The organism is Mesorhizobium sp. M6A.T.Ce.TU.002.03.1.1, from assembly GCF_003997275.1.
GTDB lineage: Bacteria > Pseudomonadota > Alphaproteobacteria > Rhizobiales > Rhizobiaceae > Mesorhizobium > Mesorhizobium mediterraneum.
Genome location: NZ_RZTI01000060.1, coordinates 16278 through 35163 on the forward strand (window position 1 = coordinate 16278; position 18886 = coordinate 35163).

General features: G+C 63.0%; 19 protein-coding genes. 5 read left to right on the plus strand and 14 right to left on the minus strand.

Annotation, left to right across the window (positions count from 1 at the left end; genetic code table 11):
• Nucleotides 1-6: 6 nt before the first annotated feature.
• The 10 genes from EOC93_RS18480 to EOC93_RS18525 all read right to left on the minus strand — a co-directional run bounded on the left by EOC93_RS18480 (nucleotide 7) and on the right by EOC93_RS18525 (nucleotide 10120).
• Nucleotides 7-993, minus strand: a complete 987-nt coding sequence (locus EOC93_RS18480; protein WP_127205346.1) for an ABC transporter permease — start codon at nucleotides 991-993, stop codon at nucleotides 7-9.
• Nucleotides 990-1970, minus strand: coding sequence for an ABC transporter permease (locus EOC93_RS18485; protein ID WP_127205347.1), 981 nt, complete (start codon nucleotides 1968-1970; stop codon nucleotides 990-992). Before EOC93_RS18485 ends, EOC93_RS18480 begins: the two co-directional genes overlap by 4 nt.
• Nucleotides 1967-3559 carry a sugar ABC transporter ATP-binding protein gene (locus EOC93_RS18490; protein ID WP_245329740.1) on the minus strand — a complete coding sequence of 531 codons (1593 nt, stop codon included), beginning with the start codon at nucleotides 3557-3559 and terminating at the stop codon, nucleotides 1967-1969. Before EOC93_RS18490 ends, EOC93_RS18485 begins: the two co-directional genes overlap by 4 nt.
• 71 nt (nucleotides 3560-3630) lie before the next feature.
• Complete coding sequence (locus EOC93_RS18495; RefSeq protein WP_095482929.1) at nucleotides 3631-4755, minus strand: sugar ABC transporter substrate-binding protein; 1125 nt, start codon at nucleotides 4753-4755, stop codon at nucleotides 3631-3633.
• Nucleotides 4756-5053: 298 nt separating this feature from the next.
• The gene (locus EOC93_RS18500) at nucleotides 5054-6082 is read right to left on the minus strand and encodes a LacI family DNA-binding transcriptional regulator (protein ID WP_095482930.1); all 1029 of its coding nucleotides are present in this window, start codon (nucleotides 6080-6082) and stop codon (nucleotides 5054-5056) included.
• A gap of 237 nt (nucleotides 6083-6319) precedes the next feature.
• Nucleotides 6320-6535, minus strand: coding sequence for a hypothetical protein (locus EOC93_RS18505; protein WP_095482931.1), 216 nt, complete (start codon nucleotides 6533-6535; stop codon nucleotides 6320-6322).
• A 128-nt stretch (nucleotides 6536-6663) separates the two neighbouring features.
• Complete coding sequence (locus EOC93_RS18510) at nucleotides 6664-7074, minus strand: SRPBCC domain-containing protein (RefSeq protein ID WP_095482932.1); 411 nt, start codon at nucleotides 7072-7074, stop codon at nucleotides 6664-6666.
• On the minus strand, nucleotides 7071-7394 hold the full coding sequence (locus tag EOC93_RS18515) for a metalloregulator ArsR/SmtB family transcription factor (RefSeq protein ID WP_095482933.1): 324 nt from the start codon (nucleotides 7392-7394) through the stop codon (nucleotides 7071-7073). Before EOC93_RS18515 ends, EOC93_RS18510 begins: the two co-directional genes overlap by 4 nt.
• Nucleotides 7395-7708: 314 nt before the next feature.
• Nucleotides 7709-8680 carry a squalene cyclase gene (locus tag EOC93_RS18520; RefSeq protein WP_127205348.1) on the minus strand — a complete coding sequence of 324 codons (972 nt, stop codon included), beginning with the start codon at nucleotides 8678-8680 and terminating at the stop codon, nucleotides 7709-7711.
• A 267-nt stretch (nucleotides 8681-8947) separates the two neighbouring features.
• Nucleotides 8948-10120, minus strand: coding sequence for an MFS transporter (locus EOC93_RS18525; RefSeq protein ID WP_095482950.1), 1173 nt, complete (start codon nucleotides 10118-10120; stop codon nucleotides 8948-8950).
• 236 nt (nucleotides 10121-10356) lie between these two features.
• On the opposite strand from EOC93_RS18525, the gene EOC93_RS18530 reads away from it, so the two are divergent.
• Complete coding sequence (locus EOC93_RS18530; protein ID WP_095482934.1) at nucleotides 10357-10644, plus strand: DUF3175 domain-containing protein; 288 nt, start codon at nucleotides 10357-10359, stop codon at nucleotides 10642-10644.
• 45 nt (nucleotides 10645-10689) lie between these two features.
• On the opposite strand, the gene EOC93_RS18535 is transcribed toward EOC93_RS18530, so the two are convergent.
• Both EOC93_RS18535 and EOC93_RS18540 read right to left on the minus strand, forming a co-directional pair.
• Nucleotides 10690-11466, minus strand: a complete 777-nt coding sequence (locus tag EOC93_RS18535) for a FadR/GntR family transcriptional regulator (RefSeq protein WP_095482935.1) — start codon at nucleotides 11464-11466, stop codon at nucleotides 10690-10692.
• A gap of 100 nt (nucleotides 11467-11566) precedes the next feature.
• Nucleotides 11567-12463: an NAD(P)-dependent oxidoreductase gene (locus EOC93_RS18540; protein ID WP_095482936.1), complete on the minus strand. Its 897-nt coding sequence runs from the start codon at nucleotides 12461-12463 to the stop codon at nucleotides 11567-11569.
• Nucleotides 12464-12618: 155 nt separating this feature from the next.
• On the opposite strand from EOC93_RS18540, the gene EOC93_RS18545 reads away from it, so the two are divergent.
• Entirely contained in the window at nucleotides 12619-13545 is a 927-nt protein-coding gene (locus tag EOC93_RS18545; RefSeq protein ID WP_095482937.1) for an NAD(P)-dependent oxidoreductase, read from the plus strand.
• A gap of 208 nt (nucleotides 13546-13753) precedes the next feature.
• Here the strand turns inward: EOC93_RS18545 and EOC93_RS18550 are convergent, their stop codons facing one another.
• Both EOC93_RS18550 and EOC93_RS18555 read right to left on the minus strand, forming a co-directional pair.
• Nucleotides 13754-14551 carry a FadR/GntR family transcriptional regulator gene (locus EOC93_RS18550; RefSeq protein ID WP_095482938.1) on the minus strand — a complete coding sequence of 266 codons (798 nt, stop codon included), beginning with the start codon at nucleotides 14549-14551 and terminating at the stop codon, nucleotides 13754-13756.
• A gap of 135 nt (nucleotides 14552-14686) precedes the next feature.
• The gene (locus EOC93_RS18555) at nucleotides 14687-15676 is read right to left on the minus strand and encodes a sugar-binding protein (RefSeq protein WP_095482939.1); all 990 of its coding nucleotides are present in this window, start codon (nucleotides 15674-15676) and stop codon (nucleotides 14687-14689) included.
• A 430-nt stretch (nucleotides 15677-16106) separates the two neighbouring features.
• Here EOC93_RS18555 and EOC93_RS18560 point away from each other — a divergent pair, with 430 nt between their 5' ends.
• The 3 genes from EOC93_RS18560 (at nucleotide 16107) to EOC93_RS18570 (ending at nucleotide 18744) form a co-directional block, all read left to right on the plus strand.
• On the plus strand, nucleotides 16107-16847 hold the full coding sequence (locus EOC93_RS18560; protein WP_095482940.1) for an ATP-binding cassette domain-containing protein: 741 nt from the start codon (nucleotides 16107-16109) through the stop codon (nucleotides 16845-16847).
• 40 nt (nucleotides 16848-16887) lie between these two features.
• A complete protein-coding gene (locus EOC93_RS18565) occupies nucleotides 16888-17886 on the plus strand; it encodes an ABC transporter permease (RefSeq protein WP_126105818.1) in 999 nt (332 codons plus the stop codon).
• A gap of 90 nt (nucleotides 17887-17976) precedes the next feature.
• On the plus strand, nucleotides 17977-18744 hold the full coding sequence (locus EOC93_RS18570) for an SDR family oxidoreductase (RefSeq protein ID WP_095482942.1): 768 nt from the start codon (nucleotides 17977-17979) through the stop codon (nucleotides 18742-18744).
• Nucleotides 18745-18886 lie beyond the last annotated feature (142 nt).

The window sequence follows — 18886 nt, forward strand, 5'->3', positions numbered from 1 at the left end:
ATGCGGTCAGCGGCTGGCCGGCGCGCGGCCGTAAAGCAGGAGCATGGCGACGATGACGACGCCGTAGATGATCTGCCGCCCCGCCTCCGGCATCTGCATGACCGAAAGAATGGATTGCAAAAGCGTGATCAGGATCACGCCGGCGACCGTGCCGAGATAGGAGCCGCGGCCGCCGAGGATCGAGGTGCCGCCAAGCACGACCGCTGCTATCGACGGCAGGAGATAGGCATCGCCCATCGACTGTGCCGCCTTGGAGGCATAGCCGGCCAGAAGCACGCCGCCGAAAGCCGAGAGGCCGCCGGACGCGGCGAAGGCGATCAGCACCACGCGCCGCGTATCGATGCCGGAGAGATAGGCGGCGCGTTCGCGATTGCCGATGCCGTAGACCGTTCGGCCGAAGCCGGTGCGGGTCAGCACGAAAACCATCGCAGCACCGATCAGCGCCCAGATGATGACGGCGTTGGGCACTCCGGGAATGGCAAAGCCGGTCGCCAGATAGCGCATCGCCCGGGTCGCCGAATCCTGCGGCGAGAAGCCGCCCGTATAGACCACCATCAGCCCTTGCGCGACGGCATTGGTGGCGAGCGTGATGATCATCGAGGGAATGCGCAGATAAGCGACGCCGATGCCGTTGACGACGCCGATCGCGACACCGCAGAAGATGCCGAACGGGATCGCCAGCGCCACGCCGACCGGGCCGTAGGCGGCCGCCGCGCAGGCCATCATCGCACCTGCCGCCACCGACCACGGTACCGACAGGTCGATCTGGCCGAGCAGGATGACCAGCATCATGCCGGTGGCAATGACGCCGAGAAACGAGGCCACCTTGAGCTGCTGCAGCAGATAGTCCGGCGACAGGAAGCTGCGCGAATAAAGACTGCCGACAAACAGCAGCAGCACGATGCAGGCAAAGGCGGTCAGCACCGCCGGATCGGCGCGGCGGATGAATTTCGGCATGCGCCCGGCGATGCCGCCTGTTATCGTTTCGCTCACAGGAACCACTCCAGGCGGTTGCGGACCCTGAACAAGGCGAAGGCGCCGAGGCTGACCGCGATCAGCAGGATGACGCCCTGGAACAGCGGCTGCCACAGCGGATCGAAATCGAAGACGAAGAGCAGGTCGCCGATGGTGCGGAAGGCGAGCGCGCCAAAAATGGCGCCGATTGCGCTGCCCTTGCCGCCGAACAATGAAACGCCGCCAAGCACCACGGCGGCGATGGAAAACAGCGTATAGGCATTGCCGCTGGCATAGGCCGCCTCGCCCGTATAGGTGAAGAAGGTCAGGAACAGCCCGCCGATCGCGGCCAGCAGGCCGGCCAGCGCATAGGCAGCGAATTTCCCGCGGCGGATCGGCACGCCGGACATGTAGGCCGCCATCTCCGACGATCCGGCCGCATATGCGGCACGGCCGAGCACCGAGCGGCTGAACGGCACCCAGACCACGAGCACAACGGCCAGCAGCACCACCAGGCTCGCTGGCACCACACCGAACAGCCGCCCAGTCAGCGCGTCGGCAAGATCCTCGTTGACCGAACCGCCCGGGAACGGTCTCAGCAGCAGCGCGATGCCGAAATAGACCGCACCGGTGGCGATGGTGGTGACGATCGGCTGCAGCCGTCCGTAGATGACGATGGCGCCGTTGATCGCCCCGCACAGCAGCCCGGCGCCGAGCACCGCGACGACGCCGAAGGCGGTTTCGACGCCGGTGCCGATGACCAGCCATGAGGCCAGGCAGTTGGTCAGCAGAAAGATCATGCCGACGGAAAGGTCGATGCCGGCGGTGATCACCACCAGCGTCTGCGCCATGGCGACGAAGGCGAGCAGCACGCCCTTGTTCGAGGCCGTCTGCACGACATTGGCGGTAAAGCCCGCCGGATGGTTCGAGGTGTAGATCGTGAACATCACGATGAAGATGCCGAACGCCAGCAGCGTTCCGCGTTGTTCGGCAAGCCAGTAACGCCAGTCCTTCACGCGTCCGCTCCTCGGGCTGGCGTTTTCGCCATGCCTCGGGCTGGCGTCTTCGCCATGCCTCTGACAGCCATCTCTTCGCCATGGATGTTGAGTGCGCTGGCGATCAGCGCCCGCTCGGTGATCTCGGCGCCGACCAGCTCGCGCTTGACCGCCCCGTCATAGAGCACCAGCACCCGGTCGCAGCAGCCGATCAGCTCGTCATAGTCGGTGGAGTAAAACAGGATCGCCGCACCTTGGTCGGCGAGCTTGCGCATCAGCTGATAGAGCTCCTGCTTGGTGCCGACATCGATGCCCCGCGTCGGGTCGTTGAGCAGGATGATGCGCGGCTGCCGCATCAGCCATTTGGCGATGACGACCTTCTGCTGGTTGCCGCCGGACAGCGCGCCGACTGGAATATCGAGGCCTGCCGTCTTGATCGCCAGCAGAGCGACCATGTCGTCGATCAGCCGCTGCTCGGCGGCACGGTCGATGATGCCCGCCCTGGAAAGCCGGTCGAGCGCTGCGAAGGAGAGGTTTTCGCGTACCGTCATCGGCAGCATCAGGCCTTCCGTCTTGCGATCCTCCGGGATCAGCGCCATGCCGATCCGGTCATCGCGCGCCGCGGCCGGGCTGGCGATGGTCGCCGGTCTGCCATCGATCAATATCTGGCCGCTGAGGCCGCGAAGCACGCCGAAGAAGGCGAGCAGCAATTCGCGCTGACCCTGGCCGTCGAGACCGCCGAGACCGACGACCTCGCCTGCCCCGACCGACAGCGAGATATTGTCCAACCGGTCGGTCCAGGACAGTTTTCGCGCCTCCAGCACCGGAGCGGCGGTGGCCGGCGCGCGCACCGGTTTTGGTGGGAAGATGTGGCTGTATTCGCGGCCGATCATCAGCTCGACGACTTCGTTGTCGCTCTTCGTGCCTGCAGCGTAGCTGGCGACATTGCGGCCGTTGCGGAACACCGTGCACTGGTCGGCCAGCTCGGCGATCTCGTTCATCCGATGCGAGATGTAGAGCAGCGCCAGCCCTTCCGAGCGCAGCCGCTTCAAGACGCCGAATATCTTGGCGACGTCGGCCGCGGTGAGCGCCGAGGTAGCCTCGTCGAGGATCAGGATGCGAGGCTTCCTGGCAAGTGCTTTGGCGATCTCGACTATCTGCCTTCTTGAAAGAGGAAGGTCCTTGACCAACGCCAGCGGGTGGATGTCGGCGGCGCCCGCGCGCGCCAGCGCCTCCTCCGCGATGCGGCGCTGCGCCTTGCGGTCGATCATGCCGAAGCGCTTGGGCGGATCGGAAATAACGATGTTATCGGCGACGCTGAGTTCGGGGACGAGCGACAGTTCCTGGAAGATGCAGACGATGCCGGCCTGGTTGGCAGCGGCCGGCGACGCGAAGGTCACCTCGCTTCCGTCCAGCATCATGCGGCCTTCGTCAGGCGCGACGACGCCGGCCATGACCTTGATCAGCGTCGATTTGCCGGCGCCGTTTTCGCCGAGGATGGCGTGGATGCTGCCCGACGTGACCGAAAGCTTGGCCTTTTCCAGCGCCCGCACACCGCCATAGCGCTTGGATATGCCCTCCATGCGGAAGAGCGGAACCGCACCGTCCATCGGCCCCTCCCAAGGCGCTTGTTTTTCGGGACCGGCGCCGCGGGATTATCCCGAGGCGCCGAGCGATCACTCTATTGGTTTTCCTTGCTCTGGCCCATGATTTCCTGCGCGGTGAAATTGATGCCGCAGGTCGGGAAGGAATTTCCGACGAAGAAATTGTCGGACTGGTCGGGGAAATAGTCTTGGCCTTCCTTGAAGTTCGGATCCTCGACGATCGCCAGCGGCAGCTTCACCGCTTGCGGGATGACCTGGCCTTCGAGCGCTGCGATCGCCGTCTTGATGGCGACCGCCACCTGGGCGGGCCCGGTTCCGGCCGACGAGCATTTCAGCCCGTCTGCGGCAAACTTGGCGCAGAATTTGCGGAAGCCATTCTCCGTTTCGCCGCCGAACGGCACGAACGGATGCTTGGCATCCATCATCGCCTGGACGATGCCGGTGTCGCCGCCCTGCCCGGTGACGCCGTCGAAGGGACCGTTAGTGGCGATCGCGTCGGCCGAGGCCTTTTGCGCCACGCCATCATCCCATTTGCCGACGACTTCGGTGACCTCCCACTTCTTGCCTGAAGCATCGAGGACCTCGTGGATGCCATTGTGGCGGTCGGTGTCGACCGACGTGCCGGCAACGCCGCGCACCTCGAGGATCTTGCCACCATTGGGAATATGCTTGATCAGCCAGTTGGCCCACAACTCGCCAAGGCCTTTCTGGTCGACATTGACGTTGATGGCGTCCTTGGTGTCGAGAATATTGTCGAAAGCGACCAGCACGACGCCGGCTTCCTTGGCGCGCTTGATAACCGGTCCGAAAGCCGTCGGATTCTGCGCGTTGACGACGATCGCGTCATAGCCGGAATCGATGAAGTTGTTGATCGCCGAAATCTGCGCCGGCACGTCTTCGCCGGTCGAGACGACTTTGAATTCTTTCAGTTTGGCGGCGACCTCCGGCTGCGCCGCATAGGCCTTCGCCGTCTGCACCATCTGGATGCGCCAGGTGTTGGCGATGTAGCCATTGGCGAGCGCAATGCGGTATGGGCCTTCCTTTTTAGGAAATTTGAAGAACTGCGTATCGGCGGCCCATGGCGCAAAGCAGTCCGGCTCGGCGGACGGGCCCGTGACGATTTCGGGTTCGGCGAGCGCCGACGAACTCAGCATGACGAATGCAGTGGCGGCAACGATGCCACCAACGAGTGACTTGATCATCGATATTCCTCCCAGTTGCAGTTTCTGATTGTTCTTACGCGTCTCGCGCGTTTGGCCCGGCACCTCCCGCCTTGCCCGTCGCGCTGTTTCAGGTGGCCGAATGCCGACCCGATCTCCTCCCTTGCCGCACGGCAACCGAAGTAAAAACTATCATATTATACATAATAAACAAGGATGAGCTGTCGCTTATATATAATAAACAAACTTCGGTCTTTGCCGCGAGTTTCGCCCAGAGGCGGACGGTAGCGCTACCATGACGTAGTGTAAAGCGGCATTTCGCAACGCCTGCAAAGCGCTTTCAGCGGGCCGTGCTCTCGCGGCGCTTGAGCTCGAAGCCGAGGTCGACGACCGGCTCTTGCGGCCGCCTGCCTGCAATCGCCGCCAGCGCCATGGCGACCGACCGCCGGCCGATCTCGTAGCGAGGCGTCCGGACGCTGGTGACGGATGGAAAAGCCACTTCCATCATGTCGAGATCGTTGAAGCCTGTGATGCCGATCGTCTTCGGCACCGCGATCGAGGCGCGATGGCACTCGAACAGCACGCCGAGCGCGATATCGTCATTGTTGCAGAAAACCGCGTCGAGCGTCGGCACCTTGGCCAACGCGTCGCGAAACAGTTCGCGCCCGAGCGTCACGCTGGACGGCACCGGCGTGGTGGTGACCAGCCGCGCGTCGAACAAACCGGCCGCCTCCATCGCCGCGCGATAGCCGGCCAGACGCCGCTGCGAGCGCGGGTCCATGCGCGCGCCGATGAAGCCGATGCGGCGATAGCCCATTTCGATCATGTGCTCCGTCGCCGCCTTGCCGCCGTCGAAATGCGAGAAGCCGACCATCATGTCGACCGGATCAGGGCCGGTCTCCATGACCTGCACCACCGGGCAGCCCGCCGTCTCGAGCAGTCTTCGCGAAATTGGCGTCTGGTCGATGCCCGCCACGATCAGCGCCGCGGGGCGCTGCGGGCCGAAAACCTGCAGCAGCCGTTCCTCCTCGAGGCCGGAATAATGGGTGTTGCCGAGCTGGATGCGGTAGGAGCTGTCGGACAGGCTGTCATAGATGCCGCGCAGCACTTCGGCAAAGACGCTGTTGGTGAGCGACGGCACCAGCACGCCAAAGACTTCGGCGCGCGCCGAAGCCAGCGCTCGCGCATTCGGGTCGGGCAAATAGCCGAGCTCATCGACGGCCGCCTGGATCTGGCGGCGCAAATCTTCCGAGACACGCTCCGGCTCACGCAGGGCGCGCGATACAGTGATGGCGCCGACACCGGCCTTGCGCGCGACGTCGGCGATGGTCGGACGGCCGCCGCCGCGGCGCGAGCGCGGTTTGGTCACAGCCTTGCCCCGAACGTCGCACCTTCGCCGAAGCGCGGCCGCGAAATGCTATTCAGCGTCTTTGCCACTGTCGCCATGCCAACCCATGCTTGCCAGAGATTATGGCTGCCGCCTGGCGTCGCGCAGCCTTACCCCATTGTCAAGCGAACGGGCCAGGACTGCTGATCGAACTCGCGTAGGTCTCAGTTTGAATTTCGGCTGTGGGTGGATTTGCAGGTGTCTTCTCGTCCATCGCCTCTATGCCGTGCGTCGTCTGCTGCTGCGCCACCTGTCGGCATAGGGCAACGCGAACAAGTACAGACCGCTGAGCATGAGCAAGGCGAGCGGGATCAGCGGCATCAGGTATACCCAGTAGGCGGGCTCCACACCTACGCCCAACGTGATGAAGATGGCGGCGACGACCGCCGTAAAAATGATCGACAGCCAGCGGTGGAATTGCCGAATCCAGTTCATGAGGACCTCCCCTGAAGACGAGCCGAAGCGGATCGGGCGACCCGCTTGGCCTTGCAACCTTGTTTGATTTGATGGACGTCTTGTTGGCCATTGCGTTCTTCGCAGATGCCTGTTGGTGCCGGCGCGCCTCACTCTATCCGCGCCAGGACCTGCTCCAGGTTCGCAAAGAACCGCTGCCAGCCGTATTTTGCGCCCTGGTAGTACTGTTGCTGATCCGGCCGGAAACCCATCTGCTCCATGCGCAGATGGGTCCCTGTGCTCGTAGGGGTGAGCGTCCACGTGACGACACTTTTGAGATCCTTGGTATCCCAGCTGTAGGACAGCGACTTGTTGGGCTCGACTGCCTGGACCTGACAGTCGACCGCCCCCCAGTCCGCGCTAAGATTGAAACGGTGACCCTCATCTGGCTTGAAATCGTTCTTCATCAGCCACTCCTCGATCAGGTGCGATTGCGTGAGCGCGCGCCAAATCTTTTCCGGCGGAAAAGCGACCTCCCGTTCGACAACGACGGAGCGCGTTTCGGTCGCAGTATTGGTCATTGGTCCATCCTTTTGAGCAGATCCTCGAGGTCGTCGAACCGGCTTTTCCAGAACCCGGTCATTTGGTTTGTCCAGTCGATCAGCGGGGCCAAGGCGCCGAGCTCCGCGCTATAGTGCGTGTTGCGGCCTTCGTGGCGGTCGCGCACCAGCCCGGCCTGCTTCAGCACCCCAAGATGCTTTGACACGGCCGGTTGCGAGACCCCGGCCCGAGCCGTCAGGGCCACGACCGTCTGGTCTCCATCGCGACACAGCCGCTCGAAGATGGCCCGTCGCGTCGGATCGGCAAGCGTTCTGAAAAGGATTTCGTGGGGCTGCGGCATCGCGATCGATAACTCATTGGCTATTGATGAACCAATAACCGACGAGATATGTGTAAGTCAAGCAGGAACGTGGACCGGCAGCAGCGTCACAGGAGCCGCCGGCCATGTCTTGCTACCACCGATTGCGGACTGCTATCGATTAATCAGCAAGCTTCCACTCGGGGTAGCATCAGGTCGTAGCGGGAACGGCAGGTTTGGGAAGCTCCATGAAGGTCGATGGCGCAACCCAAGCCGGCCAAAGCATCTGGCCTCCGTACAGTCTCCGAGCGTTCTACCTCGCCGTTGAGTGGACGGCAGTCCTCCACTGAACGATTTTATGCGCGCTGCTTCCACCATTTGAGCACCCGCATTGCACGGAGGGTCACCCACTTGGACGGCTTGCCCGGGCCGGCGTCGACCTCGAACCATACCTGCCCTTTAGGAGTCCAGTCGAGGGGCCAAGTGCCATCTGCCAGGCACTTGGAGCGGAGGCGGGCGATGGCGTCGGCAAGCGGCGGATCAGGTTCGGCACCAGTAAGCATGGACGCGGAACGGAAATAGTCCAGCGCACGCAGTATGTCGTAATGCCAGCGGTTGGGGTGATGGAGACACAGAAACTGATCGTCCGCAGGGTTTCCCGAGCTTAGACGTCGGAAGAGGCTACGCTCCAAAAGGAACGACTCTCCAGATTGGCGAGCTTCTCTGGATTCGGATGTGCCGCCGGTCGCCTTCTCATACTCCAACAGCCCTTCCAGCACATTGATCGTGGTGTGGAACGACGAGCGGATCGAACCATTGGCCCTCTCGCAATTCCAACCGCCGTCATCGAGACGCTCGCCAAGCAGCCGAACAACAATGGATGAAATATCGGCTCCAAAATATGCACCATCAGCAACAGTTCGCCCGTTGATGCACTCTTCAACTTCCCCCTCCCAATAGGGCTGGCCACCCTCATCCCAGCGCGAGTTGAGGCCAACCAGCTCGACGATCCGCTTCGCACGATCCGACGATGGGTCGAAACCAAACTCGCGAAGCTGCGAGAGCGAGAAGGTTGTTGCCGTCCAAGGCTGGCCGAACTTTTCCCAGTCTTGAGGTTTGAAACCGCGCGGGACAAAAGAGCCTGCCGCCCATTGCCCGTCCTCATCTTGGCAAGCCAGAAGCTTGGCTCCCCAGCCAATGGTTTCGATCTTGGCCCGTTCAGCCGCCCACTCCGGTACCGGAGTATCGAGGAGGTCGCGCATCACCTGCCAGCGGATCGCTGGGTCGGAATCGAGAAGCCAAGCAATCACATCGCCTGCGGCAGTCATCTGAGCCGTCCAGTTGCCAACTTAAAATCAACATTACAGCGTGCATCGCTAGTAGGCACAGCCGACGTCTGCAATGGTGGGCGAAATTCGAACTGAGACACCAACCCAAACTCGCGATCCGTTGCTAAATGACGGCAGATATGCTAGATATTTGGGCATGGTGCTGATTTGCGCCAGCAACCCGTCCTTGAGGCGGGGTTTTTTGTATGCCTTGCTCGCCGGCTCTGCCTTCGCCAGGCGCGGCAAGTCTCGGGTCCGTTCTCCGCTTCAGGCCATCGCGGCGGCGCTGCGCCGCGCCTTCCACAACAGCAGCACCATGGCCACTATGTTCAGCAGGTTCCAGGCAATGCCGTTGAGGAACGCGGCGGCATAGGAACCGGTCAGATCGTAAATCCAGCCCGACATCCAGCCGCCGATCGCCATGCCGAAGATCGTCGCCATGATGACGATGCCTACGCGCTGGCCGGCCTCTCGGGCCGGCATGTATTCCCGCACGATGATGGCATAGCAAGGCACGATTCCGCCTTGCGACAGGCCGAAGACCAGCGAGACGACGTAAAGCGAGGCGAGCCCGTCGAAGGGGATGTAGAGCAACAACGACAAGGCTTGCAGCACCGAGCCGATCAGCAGGGTTTTCACGCCGCCGATGCGATCGGCAAGGAAGCCGGACGCCAGCCGGCTGACGACGCCCGCCGCCATCATGATCGACAGCATGTCGGCGCCCCGCGCAACGCCATAGCCGAGGTCCATGCAATAGGCGACGATATGGACCTGAGGCATCGACATCGCCACGCAGCAGCTAAGGCCGGCGACGACGAGCAGCACCTGCAGGGCTGCCGGCGACAGCGATATCGGCTGGACGGGCCGGCTGCCGGGTGAACCGGAAATGGCGGCGCGTGGTGCGCCGCGCCTGAGCAGCAGGATCAGCGGCACCATGGTCACGAGGCAGACGACACCGATCGCGGCATAGGTGAAACGCCAGCCTTCGCTCTGCATGATATAGGGCATAACCATCGGCCAGATCGCCCCGGCGAGATAGCTGCCGGCAGCGGCAGCCGACACCGCGACGCCGCGCCGGCGGTTGAACCAGTGCGAGATGTCGGCGATCAACGGCCCGAAGATCGCCGAGGTGCCGACGCCGATCAAAACACCCTGGACAAGGGTGAACTGCAGCACCGAGGTGGTCAGCGACGCCAGCAGGAAACCGGCACCGAGCGCCACCGAGGCAATGAGCGCCGGTATCCAGTAGCCCATGCGGTCGATGGCGCGACCGATCGCAACATTGCCGACGGCGAAGCCGACCATGGTCGCGGTATAGGGCATCGACGCGGCGGCGCGATCGACGCCGAATTCCGCCTGCATGGCGGGGAGGACCACGACCACTGCCCACATGCCGACACCGCCGATCGTCGACAGCAGCATCGAGATGCCGAGCCGCATCCAGGCATAGGCGCTGTCGATGCCGGGGCTGCTTGCCTGGCTAGAGACGGTTGTGATCAAGGCGTTTCCTCTCCGCGGTTCTGCAAAATCGACCGGTTCAACACCACTATCGGCACATTCGTGGCGCCGTGCAGCGCCACATCACGCAATCCGTGGCTCCAGGGATTTAAGCTGAAATGGAACAGTGGCCGCCGTCCCGGAGTTTTCCATTAACTCACCGATGGAAGGAGGTTGTCATGACCGCGAAAAGGAAATGGTCGGCCGAGGTGAACGAGCACAGCGATGCGCTGGACCTCGAGGAACATGTCTTCGAATCCCACGACCCCAAGAAGATCGCGGCCTCGCTCAAGCGATCGGCCGAGCACAGCGATCGGCGCAAGGCCGAGCCGTTCCAGTCCGCCATGTCGATGCTGAATTTCTACATCAACCGTGCCGGTAAGAACCTGCCGGCCAAGCAGAAGAAAGTGCTGGAGGACGCCAAGGACGAACTACGCGCAGCGTTTGGGCGTCCGCGAGAAGACTAAGGCGCCGGCAGGAAACTTCGCGGGCGCGACATCCGACGCGCTTTGTCAGCGCGACTTGATGACGCCGTCGGTGTTGGCCAACAGCTTGCGGACCGCGTTGCGCGCCGCATCCGGCCGCTGCAGGCGGATGCTCTTCTCGATCGCCTCGTGCAGCTTCTGCGCATGCTGCAAATCGTCCAGCTCCCGCGTCGTATAGGCGAACAGATGATCGAAAGCCGATTCGATCAGAACGCCGAGCGGCACCAGGAGATCGTTGCCCGAGGCACGCAGGATGGCCAGATGAAAACGCGTATCGGCGCGGGTGCGCTCCTGCAGCGTCGTCGCCTCCCGCATCTCCCGGCAGGCCTGGCTGATCTCGGCCATCTGCTCGTCCGTGCGCCGCATCGCGGCAAAGGCGGTCGCTTCCGGCTCGATGATGTGGCGGAACTCCTGCACCGTTTTCAGGAACACCTCGCGGTCGGGCGATGTCGCGTACCAGGCGAGCACGTCGCGATCGAGCAGGTTCCAGCGCTCTTTCGGCTCGACCCAGCTGCCGATCTTGGGGCGCGAGGCCAGCAGGCTCTTGGCCATCAGCATCTTGATCGCTTCGCGCACCGCCGAGCGGCTGACGTCGAAGGTCTCCGACCACTTGGCTTCGTTGGGCAGGATGGTTCCCGGCGGATAGTCGCCGCGCACGATCCTCAGACCAATCTCATTGGCCAGCGACGCATGCACGCTCGATCCAGGCATGCGCGCCGCATCCGCACGGCGAACGGCGGTCGGGCGCTCGGCGGACGCCGCCTTGGCCGGTGTTTTTCCCTTATTCGGCTTGCCGTCCCGCATGTGCTCACAAAGTCCGGATTCCGAAGACTGTCAAGCACGGGAAAGACCCCGGGTTGGAAACCCGGCCGCCGTGCACAGATCAGCCAGGATCGACGCCCTGTCAGGCCGTCTTGACGTATTTCCGCCAGCTATGCTCAGGACGAAACCCGAGCACGTCCCGCGCTTTGCGGTTGGAGAGCAGCGTCTCGTATTCGCCAAGTTCGCCCTTAACCGGCACGTCAGGATAAAACCGCCTCAGCAGTTCGGCCGTCGGCAGGTCGGACGAAGTGTCGTCGTTGGCGGCGTTGAACACCTGATAGCCGAGCCCGTCCTTCTCGATAGCGCGCAACGTGATCTGGCCGAGATCGCGCGCGTCGATGTAGCTCCAGGCGATCCGCTTGCGGAAACCCGGATCGGCGAACCATTTCGGAAACAGCGAATATTCGTGCGGTTCGATGACGTTGCCGATGCGCAAAGCGTAGATGTCGATGCCGCTGCGCAGCGCGAAGGCACGCGCCGTCTTCTCGTTGACGATCTTGGACAGCGCATAGCTGTCCATCGGATCGACATCATAGTCCTCGTCGAGCGGGAAATGCGTCGGGTCGCGCGGCTCGTTGGCAAAGACCAGGCCGTAAGTTGTCTCGCTGGAAGCGATCACCACCTTGCGGATGCCGAGCTTCACCGCCGCCTCGATGACATTGTAGGTGCCAAGCGCGTTGATGCGGAACACCTCGTTATCGGGCGTGATCATGATGCGCGGGATCGCCGCGAAATGCACCACGGCATCGACCGGCTGCGCGCGCAGCGACGGGTCGAACTCGTGCAGGCCCATATAGCTGGACAGTGCATTGAACACCTGCCCGCTGTCGGTGATGTCGGTGATCAGCGTGCGCACCTTGGGATTGTCGAGCGGCTTGGTATCGATGTTGAGCACCTGGCAGCCCTGCTCGACCAGATACTGCACGACATGACGCCCGGCCTTGCCGCTGCCGCCGGTGAACATGATCCGCTTGGTCATTTTTGCTCTCCACATTCCGTAGGATTCATGTGTATTGTCAGACAATATGGCATTCCGCAATCGCCGACCATCGCCTGCGGCAAAAACCCGCTTCAACAATTCGCCTGCCAAAGCGCAGCACCGTCATCGATACCAGCAACACAGGACGACACGACATGAATACGACTGCCGCGAGCGAAAAGATCGGCTTCATCGGGCTTGGCCTGATGGGACACGGGATCGCCAAGAACATCGTCGACAAGGGCTATGCCCTGACGTTTCTCGGCCGCAAAAACCGCGCTCCGGCGGACGACCTGCTCGGCCGTGGCGCGAAGGAAGCGGCGACCTCGCGCGATGTCGCAGCGGCATCCGATATCGTCTTCATCTGCGTCACCGGCTCGCGCGAGGTCGAAGCCATCATCCGCGGACCCGGCGGCCTCAAGGAGGGCCTGAAAAAGGGCTCGATGGTCGTCGATTGCTCCACCTCGGATCCGACCTCGACCGTAGCGCTTGCCGCCGAACTCAAGGCGCTCGGCGTCGACTATGTCGATGCCCCGCTCAGCCGCACGCCGAAGGAGGCGTGGGAGGGCACGCTCGACGCCATGGTCGGTGCGTCCGACGCGGTCTTTGCCCGGCTGAAGCCGGTGCTCGACACCTGGGCTGGCCGCATCGTCCATATCGGCGACACCGGCGATGGCCACCGCATGAAGCTGCTCAACAATTTCATCTCGCTGGGCTATGCGGCGATCTATTCCGAGGCGCTGGCGCTGGCGCAGAAGGTCGGCATCTCGCCGCCGCGCTTCGACAGCGTCATCCGCAACGGCCGCATGGATTGCGGCTTCTACCAGACCTTCATGCGCTGGACGCTCGAAGGCGACCGCGACGCGCACAAATTCACCATCGCCAACGCCTTCAAGGACCTCACCTATCTCGAATCGATGGCGGGTGCTGCCGGCATCGCCAACCCGCTCGGCAATGCCACGAAGAACGCCTTCGCCGGCGCCTTCGCCGCCGGGCCCGCCGATCAATATGTGCCGATGCTGGCAACGCATATCGGCAAGATCAACGGCGTCGACCTGACACCGAGCAAGGACGGCAAGTAGTAGAAGATTTGAGGTGACCGACCTTAGTGTTTGGTCAAGGCTGGCGCTGCCCCCTCGGCTGCCTGCCGGGCACCCTCATTCCGGAGTAGGCGCGGTCGGCGAAGCGGCCGATCTCCCCCGCAAGGGGGGGGGAGATTGGACGTCACTTCGGCTTTCGCCAATCGCCAACGTAAGGCAGGGGCAGACGGCGCCAGCCTTGCTGGATGAATTACCGCCGTGACCGTCCGATAACGTCGTCAGTGTTGGCGAGTAGTCTGTGCACTGCCGTGCGGGCTGCAGCCGGCCGCTGGAGACGGATGTTCTTCTCGATGGCCTCATGCAGCGCCTGCGCCCGAGGCTGGTCGCTGGTTTCGCGCGTGACGAAAACGAAGAGGTGGTCGAGCGCCGATTCGATCAGCACGCCGAGCGGCACCAGGAGATCGTTGCCCGAGGCACGCAGGATGGCCAGATGAAAACGGGTATCCGCGCGGGTGCGTTCCGGCAGCGTCGCCGCCTCCCCCATCTCCCGGCAGGCCTGGCTGATCTCGGCCATCTGTTCGTCGCTACGCCGGATCGCGGCAAAGGCGCTGGCTTCCGGCTCGATGATGTGACGAAACTCCTGCACCGTGCGCAGGAACATTTCGCGATCGGGCGCCGTCGCGTACCAGGCGAGCACGTCGCGATCGAGTAGATTCCAGCGCTCCTTCGGCTCGACCCAGCTGCCGATCTTCGGGCGTGAGGCGAGCAGGCTCTTGGCCATCAGCATCTTGATCGCCTCGCGCACGGCCGAGCGGCTGACGTCGAAGGTCTCCGACCATTTAGCTTCGTTGGGCAGGATGGTTCCCGGCGGATAGTCGCCGCGCACGATCCGAAGACCGATCTCGTTGGCCAGCGACGCATGCACGCTCGATCCGGGGATCAGCGCCGCGTCGGCACGGCGAGCGCCGACCGGACGGGCGGCCCGTGCCTTGATCTTGGCCCGTTCCTTGACCGTGGTAAGTCGCTTTTTCGGTCTTGCGTCCGGCATCCACGTTCCCCCGGTGCAGGCTGAACTCAAGGCGCGGCAAAGCAGGAGCGGTTCGCCCCGGCAATGTCGCCTCGCACGTTTCATGAACCGGCGTGACGGGGCGCCCGTCGATCGGACGCCCCGAAAACTGCGAACCTACTTCTGGATGCAGGTGTCGACCGTATCTTTGGTGCACTCGTCGAGACCGGTGAAGACTGGATCGGCGACGGGCTTGCCTTCGACCAGGTCGATCATCACCGAGGGCGCCTTGTAGCCCATCTCGAACGGCCGTTGGCCGACCAGCGCGGTCACCAGACCCTCCTTGGCAATGGCCACTTCATCACCGATCGTATCGGCGGCGCCGATGACGAACTCGTTCTTGGCGATCTTGTCGGCCATCGGCTTGAACAGGTCGCGATAGGGCTGCGGCGCGCCGAACAGCGGCCAGCCGCCCATGATGCCGAAGGCGTCGAGATCGGGATTGGCGGCGAGGATATCGGTCATCGCCTGCACGCCCTTGGCGCCGTCGTCATTGGTGAACACCGGGCAGCCGGCAACTTCGGTCCAGCCGCCCTCGCCGGCGAGCGCCGGGAGATCCTTCTGGCCTGTAAGCGCGTCGCGCATGCCTTGGGCGCGGCGCAGGATGTTGTCGGCCGCCGGATTGCCTTGGATGGTGCAGATCTTGCCGCCATCCGGCTTGCCCTTCTTGATGTACTCGCCGATCTTGTATCCCATCAGGTAGTTGTCGGTGCCGAGATAGGTCTTGCGCAGCCCCGCATCTTCCTTGCTGAGGTCGGCGTCGAGCGTCATGATCGGGATCGACGGATTGGCGCTTTTGATCGTCTGCGCGATCAGCGGCGCGTTGGACGGCGAAATGGCCATCGCCACTGTATCGGGCTTGCTCAGCATGTCCTGAACGATCTGGGCTTCGCCGGCCTCGTCCGAGGTCGATGCCGGGCCGGTGTAGAAGCACTCATACTCCGAGCTGGCATTTTCCTTGTTCCATTTCTGGCAACCCTGGTTGATGGCCTCGAAGAACGGATTGTCGAGCCCCTTCACCACGATGACGAGCTGTTTCTTGGCCAAAGCCGGCCCGGCACCCAACGCCATGACGGCGACGGCGGCGAGCAATAGTGATTTCCTCATGTCAGTCCTCCCTTGAAACAGACGGACACGGCGTGCCCGCCACACAGACCAGCCCGGGTCAAGCGATGACAGAGGTTCGTTTCGCGAGCGCTCGTGTCGCCAAGCCGGGCCGATAAGCATTTCCAGATGCGGTAGCAGACCAGCGCGATACGGACGCTGCCAGATCCTCGACCGATAAACCTCCGCCTACTCCGCCCGGCGAGCCGGAACAGGAGATCGGCATAATCTCCTCCGGCGCTTAGCTAATATCGGCTTGCGACGAACGTCAATTGCTATTTGTCCTACAAAACGGATTTTTCGAAAGAAGCCGCTGTTGACGCCAAGGGGGCATGTGCGTAAATGGGCGAAAGCGCTGTTTCCGGGAGGGGCCGGAAAAGAGCGAGGGCCGCGGCAGAACCGCCGGCCGAAAGCACGGGGAGGAAGCAGTCTGGTGTCGGTTCTCGAACTCACCAATATCTCGAAACATTTCGGCGCCATCCAGGCTGTCAACGACGTTTCGCTCTCGATCGAGGCCGGACAGGTGGTCGGCCTGATGGGCGACAACGGCGCCGGCAAGTCGACGCTGGTCAAGATGATCGCCGGCAATTTCCCCCCGAGCCATGGCACGATGCAGATGGACGGCAAGGATCTGATCCTGCACAAGCCGGTGGAGGCGCGCCAGCACGGCATCGAGATCGTCCATCAGGATCTCGCGCTGTGCAACAATCTGACGGCCGCCGCCAATGTTTATCTCGGACGCGAGCTGCGCCGCGGCATCGGCCCGTTTCGCATCCTCGACTACGCCGCGATGTACAAGCGCGCCGGCCAGATCTTTGCCGAGCTGAAATCCGAGACCCGCCCGCGCGACCTGGTCAAGCAGATGTCGGGCGGCCAGCGGCAAGCGGTGGCGATCGCCCGCACCATGCTTTCGCAAGCCAAGATCGTGCTGATGGACGAGCCGACGGCGGCGATCTCGGTCCGGCAGGTCGCCGAGGTGCTGAACCTGATCCGCCATCTGCGCGACCAGGGCATTGCGGTCGTGCTGATCAGTCACCGCATGCCAGACGTCTTTGATGTTGCCGATCGCGTCATCGTCATGCGGCGCGGCCGCAAGGTCGCCGACAAGACGATCGCGTCGAGTTCGCCCGAGGAAGTCACCGGGCTCATTACCGGCGCCATCGAACAGGTTTGATGTCAGCGGGTTCCACCACGCAAGCAAATAAAGGTCGACGATGGCAGTAACTCTTGACCAGACGATCGCGCAGAAACAGCACACTTTGCTGAGCAGGGTGTTTGCCAGCCAGACCTTCTGGGTGGTGATCGCGGTCATCCTCGCCTGTCTGTTCCTGTCCGTGGCCACGGATTCCTTCGCCACGACGAAGAACCTCTACAACATCACCCGCAACGTCACTTTCGTCGCCATTGTGGCGCTCGGAATGACGTTCGTCATCATCACCGGCGGCATCGACCTGTCGGTCGGCTCGGTACTTTGCCTGTGCTCGATGGTGCTGGCCGTCACCATGCATGCCGGCTACGGCATCGAGGTCGGCATCGCCGCTGCGATCGCGACAGCGCTGATTATCGGCGCCTTCAACGGCATTTTGATCGCCTATCTCGGCTTTCCGCCCTTCGTGGTGACGCTCGGAATGCTGTCGATCGCCCGCAGCCTGGCCATGGTCGCCTCCAACAACACCGTCGTCTTCCAGTTCGGGCCCGATCACGACAAGCTTCTGGCGTTGGGCGGCGGCGCCTGGGTGTTCGGCATCGCCAATCCGGTGCTCTACACCATCTTGCTGGCGCTGATCACCGGCTTCGTGCTGCGCTGGACGAAATTCGGCCGGCACATCTTCGCCATCGGTGGCAACGAGCATGCGGCGACGCTGACCGGCGTTCCGGTGCGCCAGATCAAGGTCGCGGTCTACATGATCTCGGCGCTGGCAGCGGGCGTTGCCGGCATCATCCAGACCGGCTGGCTGGGCGCCGTCACCACCAATCTCGGCAACGGCATGGAGCTTCAGGTTATCGCCGCCACCGTCATCGGCGGCGCCAATTTGGCGGGCGGCATGGGTACGGCCTTTGGCGCCGTCGTCGGCGCAGCGCTGATCGAGGTGATCCGCAACAGTCTCGGCCTGCTCGGCATCAATGCGTTCTGGCAAGGTACCTTTATTGGCGGCGCTATTCTGATGGCGGTCCTGTTCGACCGGCTACGCAATTTCAGGCGCAACGAATAGGACCATGATCCCGAACCGAAGGTCCGCGCCGGCGAAAGCGGCGCTGACCGTCGGTTCGGATAAGATCATTGTCAAACAAAAGACAGTCTGATGGTGAAATCCCTCTTCAGCCTCGACGGACGGCTGGTGCTGATCACCGGTTCCGGCCAGGGAATCGGCTTTGCCCTGGCGCGGGGCCTTGCCGAGCATGGCGCGAGCGTGGTGCTGAACGGCCGCGATCCGGGCAAGGTCGCTGGTGCGGTGGCAAGGCTGGGCGACGCCGGCTTCAAGGCGCATGCCTCGATCTTCGACGTGACCGATTTTCATGCGGTCGATGAAGACATTGCCCGGATCGAGGCCGAGATCGGCGCCATCGACATCCTCGTCAACAATGCCGGCGTGCAGTTCCGCGCGCCGCTCGAGGATTTTCCCGAGGAGCAGTGGGAGCGCCTGTTCAAGACCAATGTCTCGGGCGCCTTCCACGCCGGCAAGGCGGTGGCCCGGCACATGATTCCGCGCGGCAAAGGCAAGATCATCAACATCGGTTCGGTGCAAAGCGAGCTCGCCAGAACCGGCATCGCGCCCTACACGGCGACCAAGGGCGCGATCAGGAACCTGACCAGGGGCATGTGCGCCGACTGGGCGAAACACGGCCTGCAGATCAATGCCATCGCGCCCGGCTATTTCCGCACCGAGATGAACCAGGCGCTGGTCGACAATCCGGAATTCTCCGCCTGGCTGGAGAAGCGCACGCCGGCCGGGCGCTGGGGCAATGTCGATGAACTGATCGGCGCCGCAGTCTTCCTGGCGTCGGATGCATCGTCCTTCGTCAATGGCCACACGCTTTATGTCGACGGCGGCCTGACCGCGTCGGTTTGAGAGGTGGCGCCTTCCCCTTCTCCCCTTGTGAGACCTTTGCACAGAAGCCGAACGGTGATTCTGTGGTGAAGGTTGGAGCAGGGAGATTCGGGATGGCGGATCGTGTTTTGGGTCAGTTGAGTCTGGCGGACGGTCTGGCGGC

What these genes read in the sequence shown, in the direction of transcription:
- EOC93_RS18490 (WP_245329740.1), bottom strand. Translation starts at nt 3,559, where the DNA reads ATGGACGGTGCGGTTCCGCTCTTCCGCATGGAGGGCATATCCAAGCGC.
- EOC93_RS18495 (WP_095482929.1), bottom strand. Translation starts at nt 4,755, where the DNA reads ATGATCAAGTCACTCGTTGGTGGCATCGTTGCCGCCACTGCATTCGTC.
- EOC93_RS18505 (WP_095482931.1), bottom strand. Translation starts at nt 6,535, where the DNA reads ATGAACTGGATTCGGCAATTCCACCGCTGGCTGTCGATCATTTTTACG.
- EOC93_RS18510 (WP_095482932.1), bottom strand. Translation starts at nt 7,074, where the DNA reads ATGACCAATACTGCGACCGAAACGCGCTCCGTCGTTGTCGAACGGGAG.
- EOC93_RS18515 (WP_095482933.1), bottom strand. Translation starts at nt 7,394, where the DNA reads ATGCCGCAGCCCCACGAAATCCTTTTCAGAACGCTTGCCGATCCGACG.
- EOC93_RS18520 (WP_127205348.1), bottom strand. Translation starts at nt 8,680, where the DNA reads ATGACTGCCGCAGGCGATGTGATTGCTTGGCTTCTCGATTCCGACCCA.
- EOC93_RS18525 (WP_095482950.1), bottom strand. Translation starts at nt 10,120, where the DNA reads ATGCGGCTCGGCATCTCGATGCTGCTGTCGACGATCGGCGGTGTCGGC.
- EOC93_RS18530 (WP_095482934.1), top strand. Translation starts at nt 10,357, where the DNA reads ATGACCGCGAAAAGGAAATGGTCGGCCGAGGTGAACGAGCACAGCGAT.
- EOC93_RS18535 (WP_095482935.1), bottom strand. Translation starts at nt 11,466, where the DNA reads ATGCGGGACGGCAAGCCGAATAAGGGAAAAACACCGGCCAAGGCGGCG.
- EOC93_RS18540 (WP_095482936.1), bottom strand. Translation starts at nt 12,463, where the DNA reads ATGACCAAGCGGATCATGTTCACCGGCGGCAGCGGCAAGGCCGGGCGT.
- EOC93_RS18545 (WP_095482937.1), top strand. Translation starts at nt 12,619, where the DNA reads ATGAATACGACTGCCGCGAGCGAAAAGATCGGCTTCATCGGGCTTGGC.
- EOC93_RS18550 (WP_095482938.1), bottom strand. Translation starts at nt 14,551, where the DNA reads ATGCCGGACGCAAGACCGAAAAAGCGACTTACCACGGTCAAGGAACGG.
- EOC93_RS18555 (WP_095482939.1), bottom strand. Translation starts at nt 15,676, where the DNA reads ATGAGGAAATCACTATTGCTCGCCGCCGTCGCCGTCATGGCGTTGGGT.
- EOC93_RS18565 (WP_126105818.1), top strand. Translation starts at nt 16,888, where the DNA reads ATGGCAGTAACTCTTGACCAGACGATCGCGCAGAAACAGCACACTTTG.
- EOC93_RS18570 (WP_095482942.1), top strand. Translation starts at nt 17,977, where the DNA reads ATGGTGAAATCCCTCTTCAGCCTCGACGGACGGCTGGTGCTGATCACC.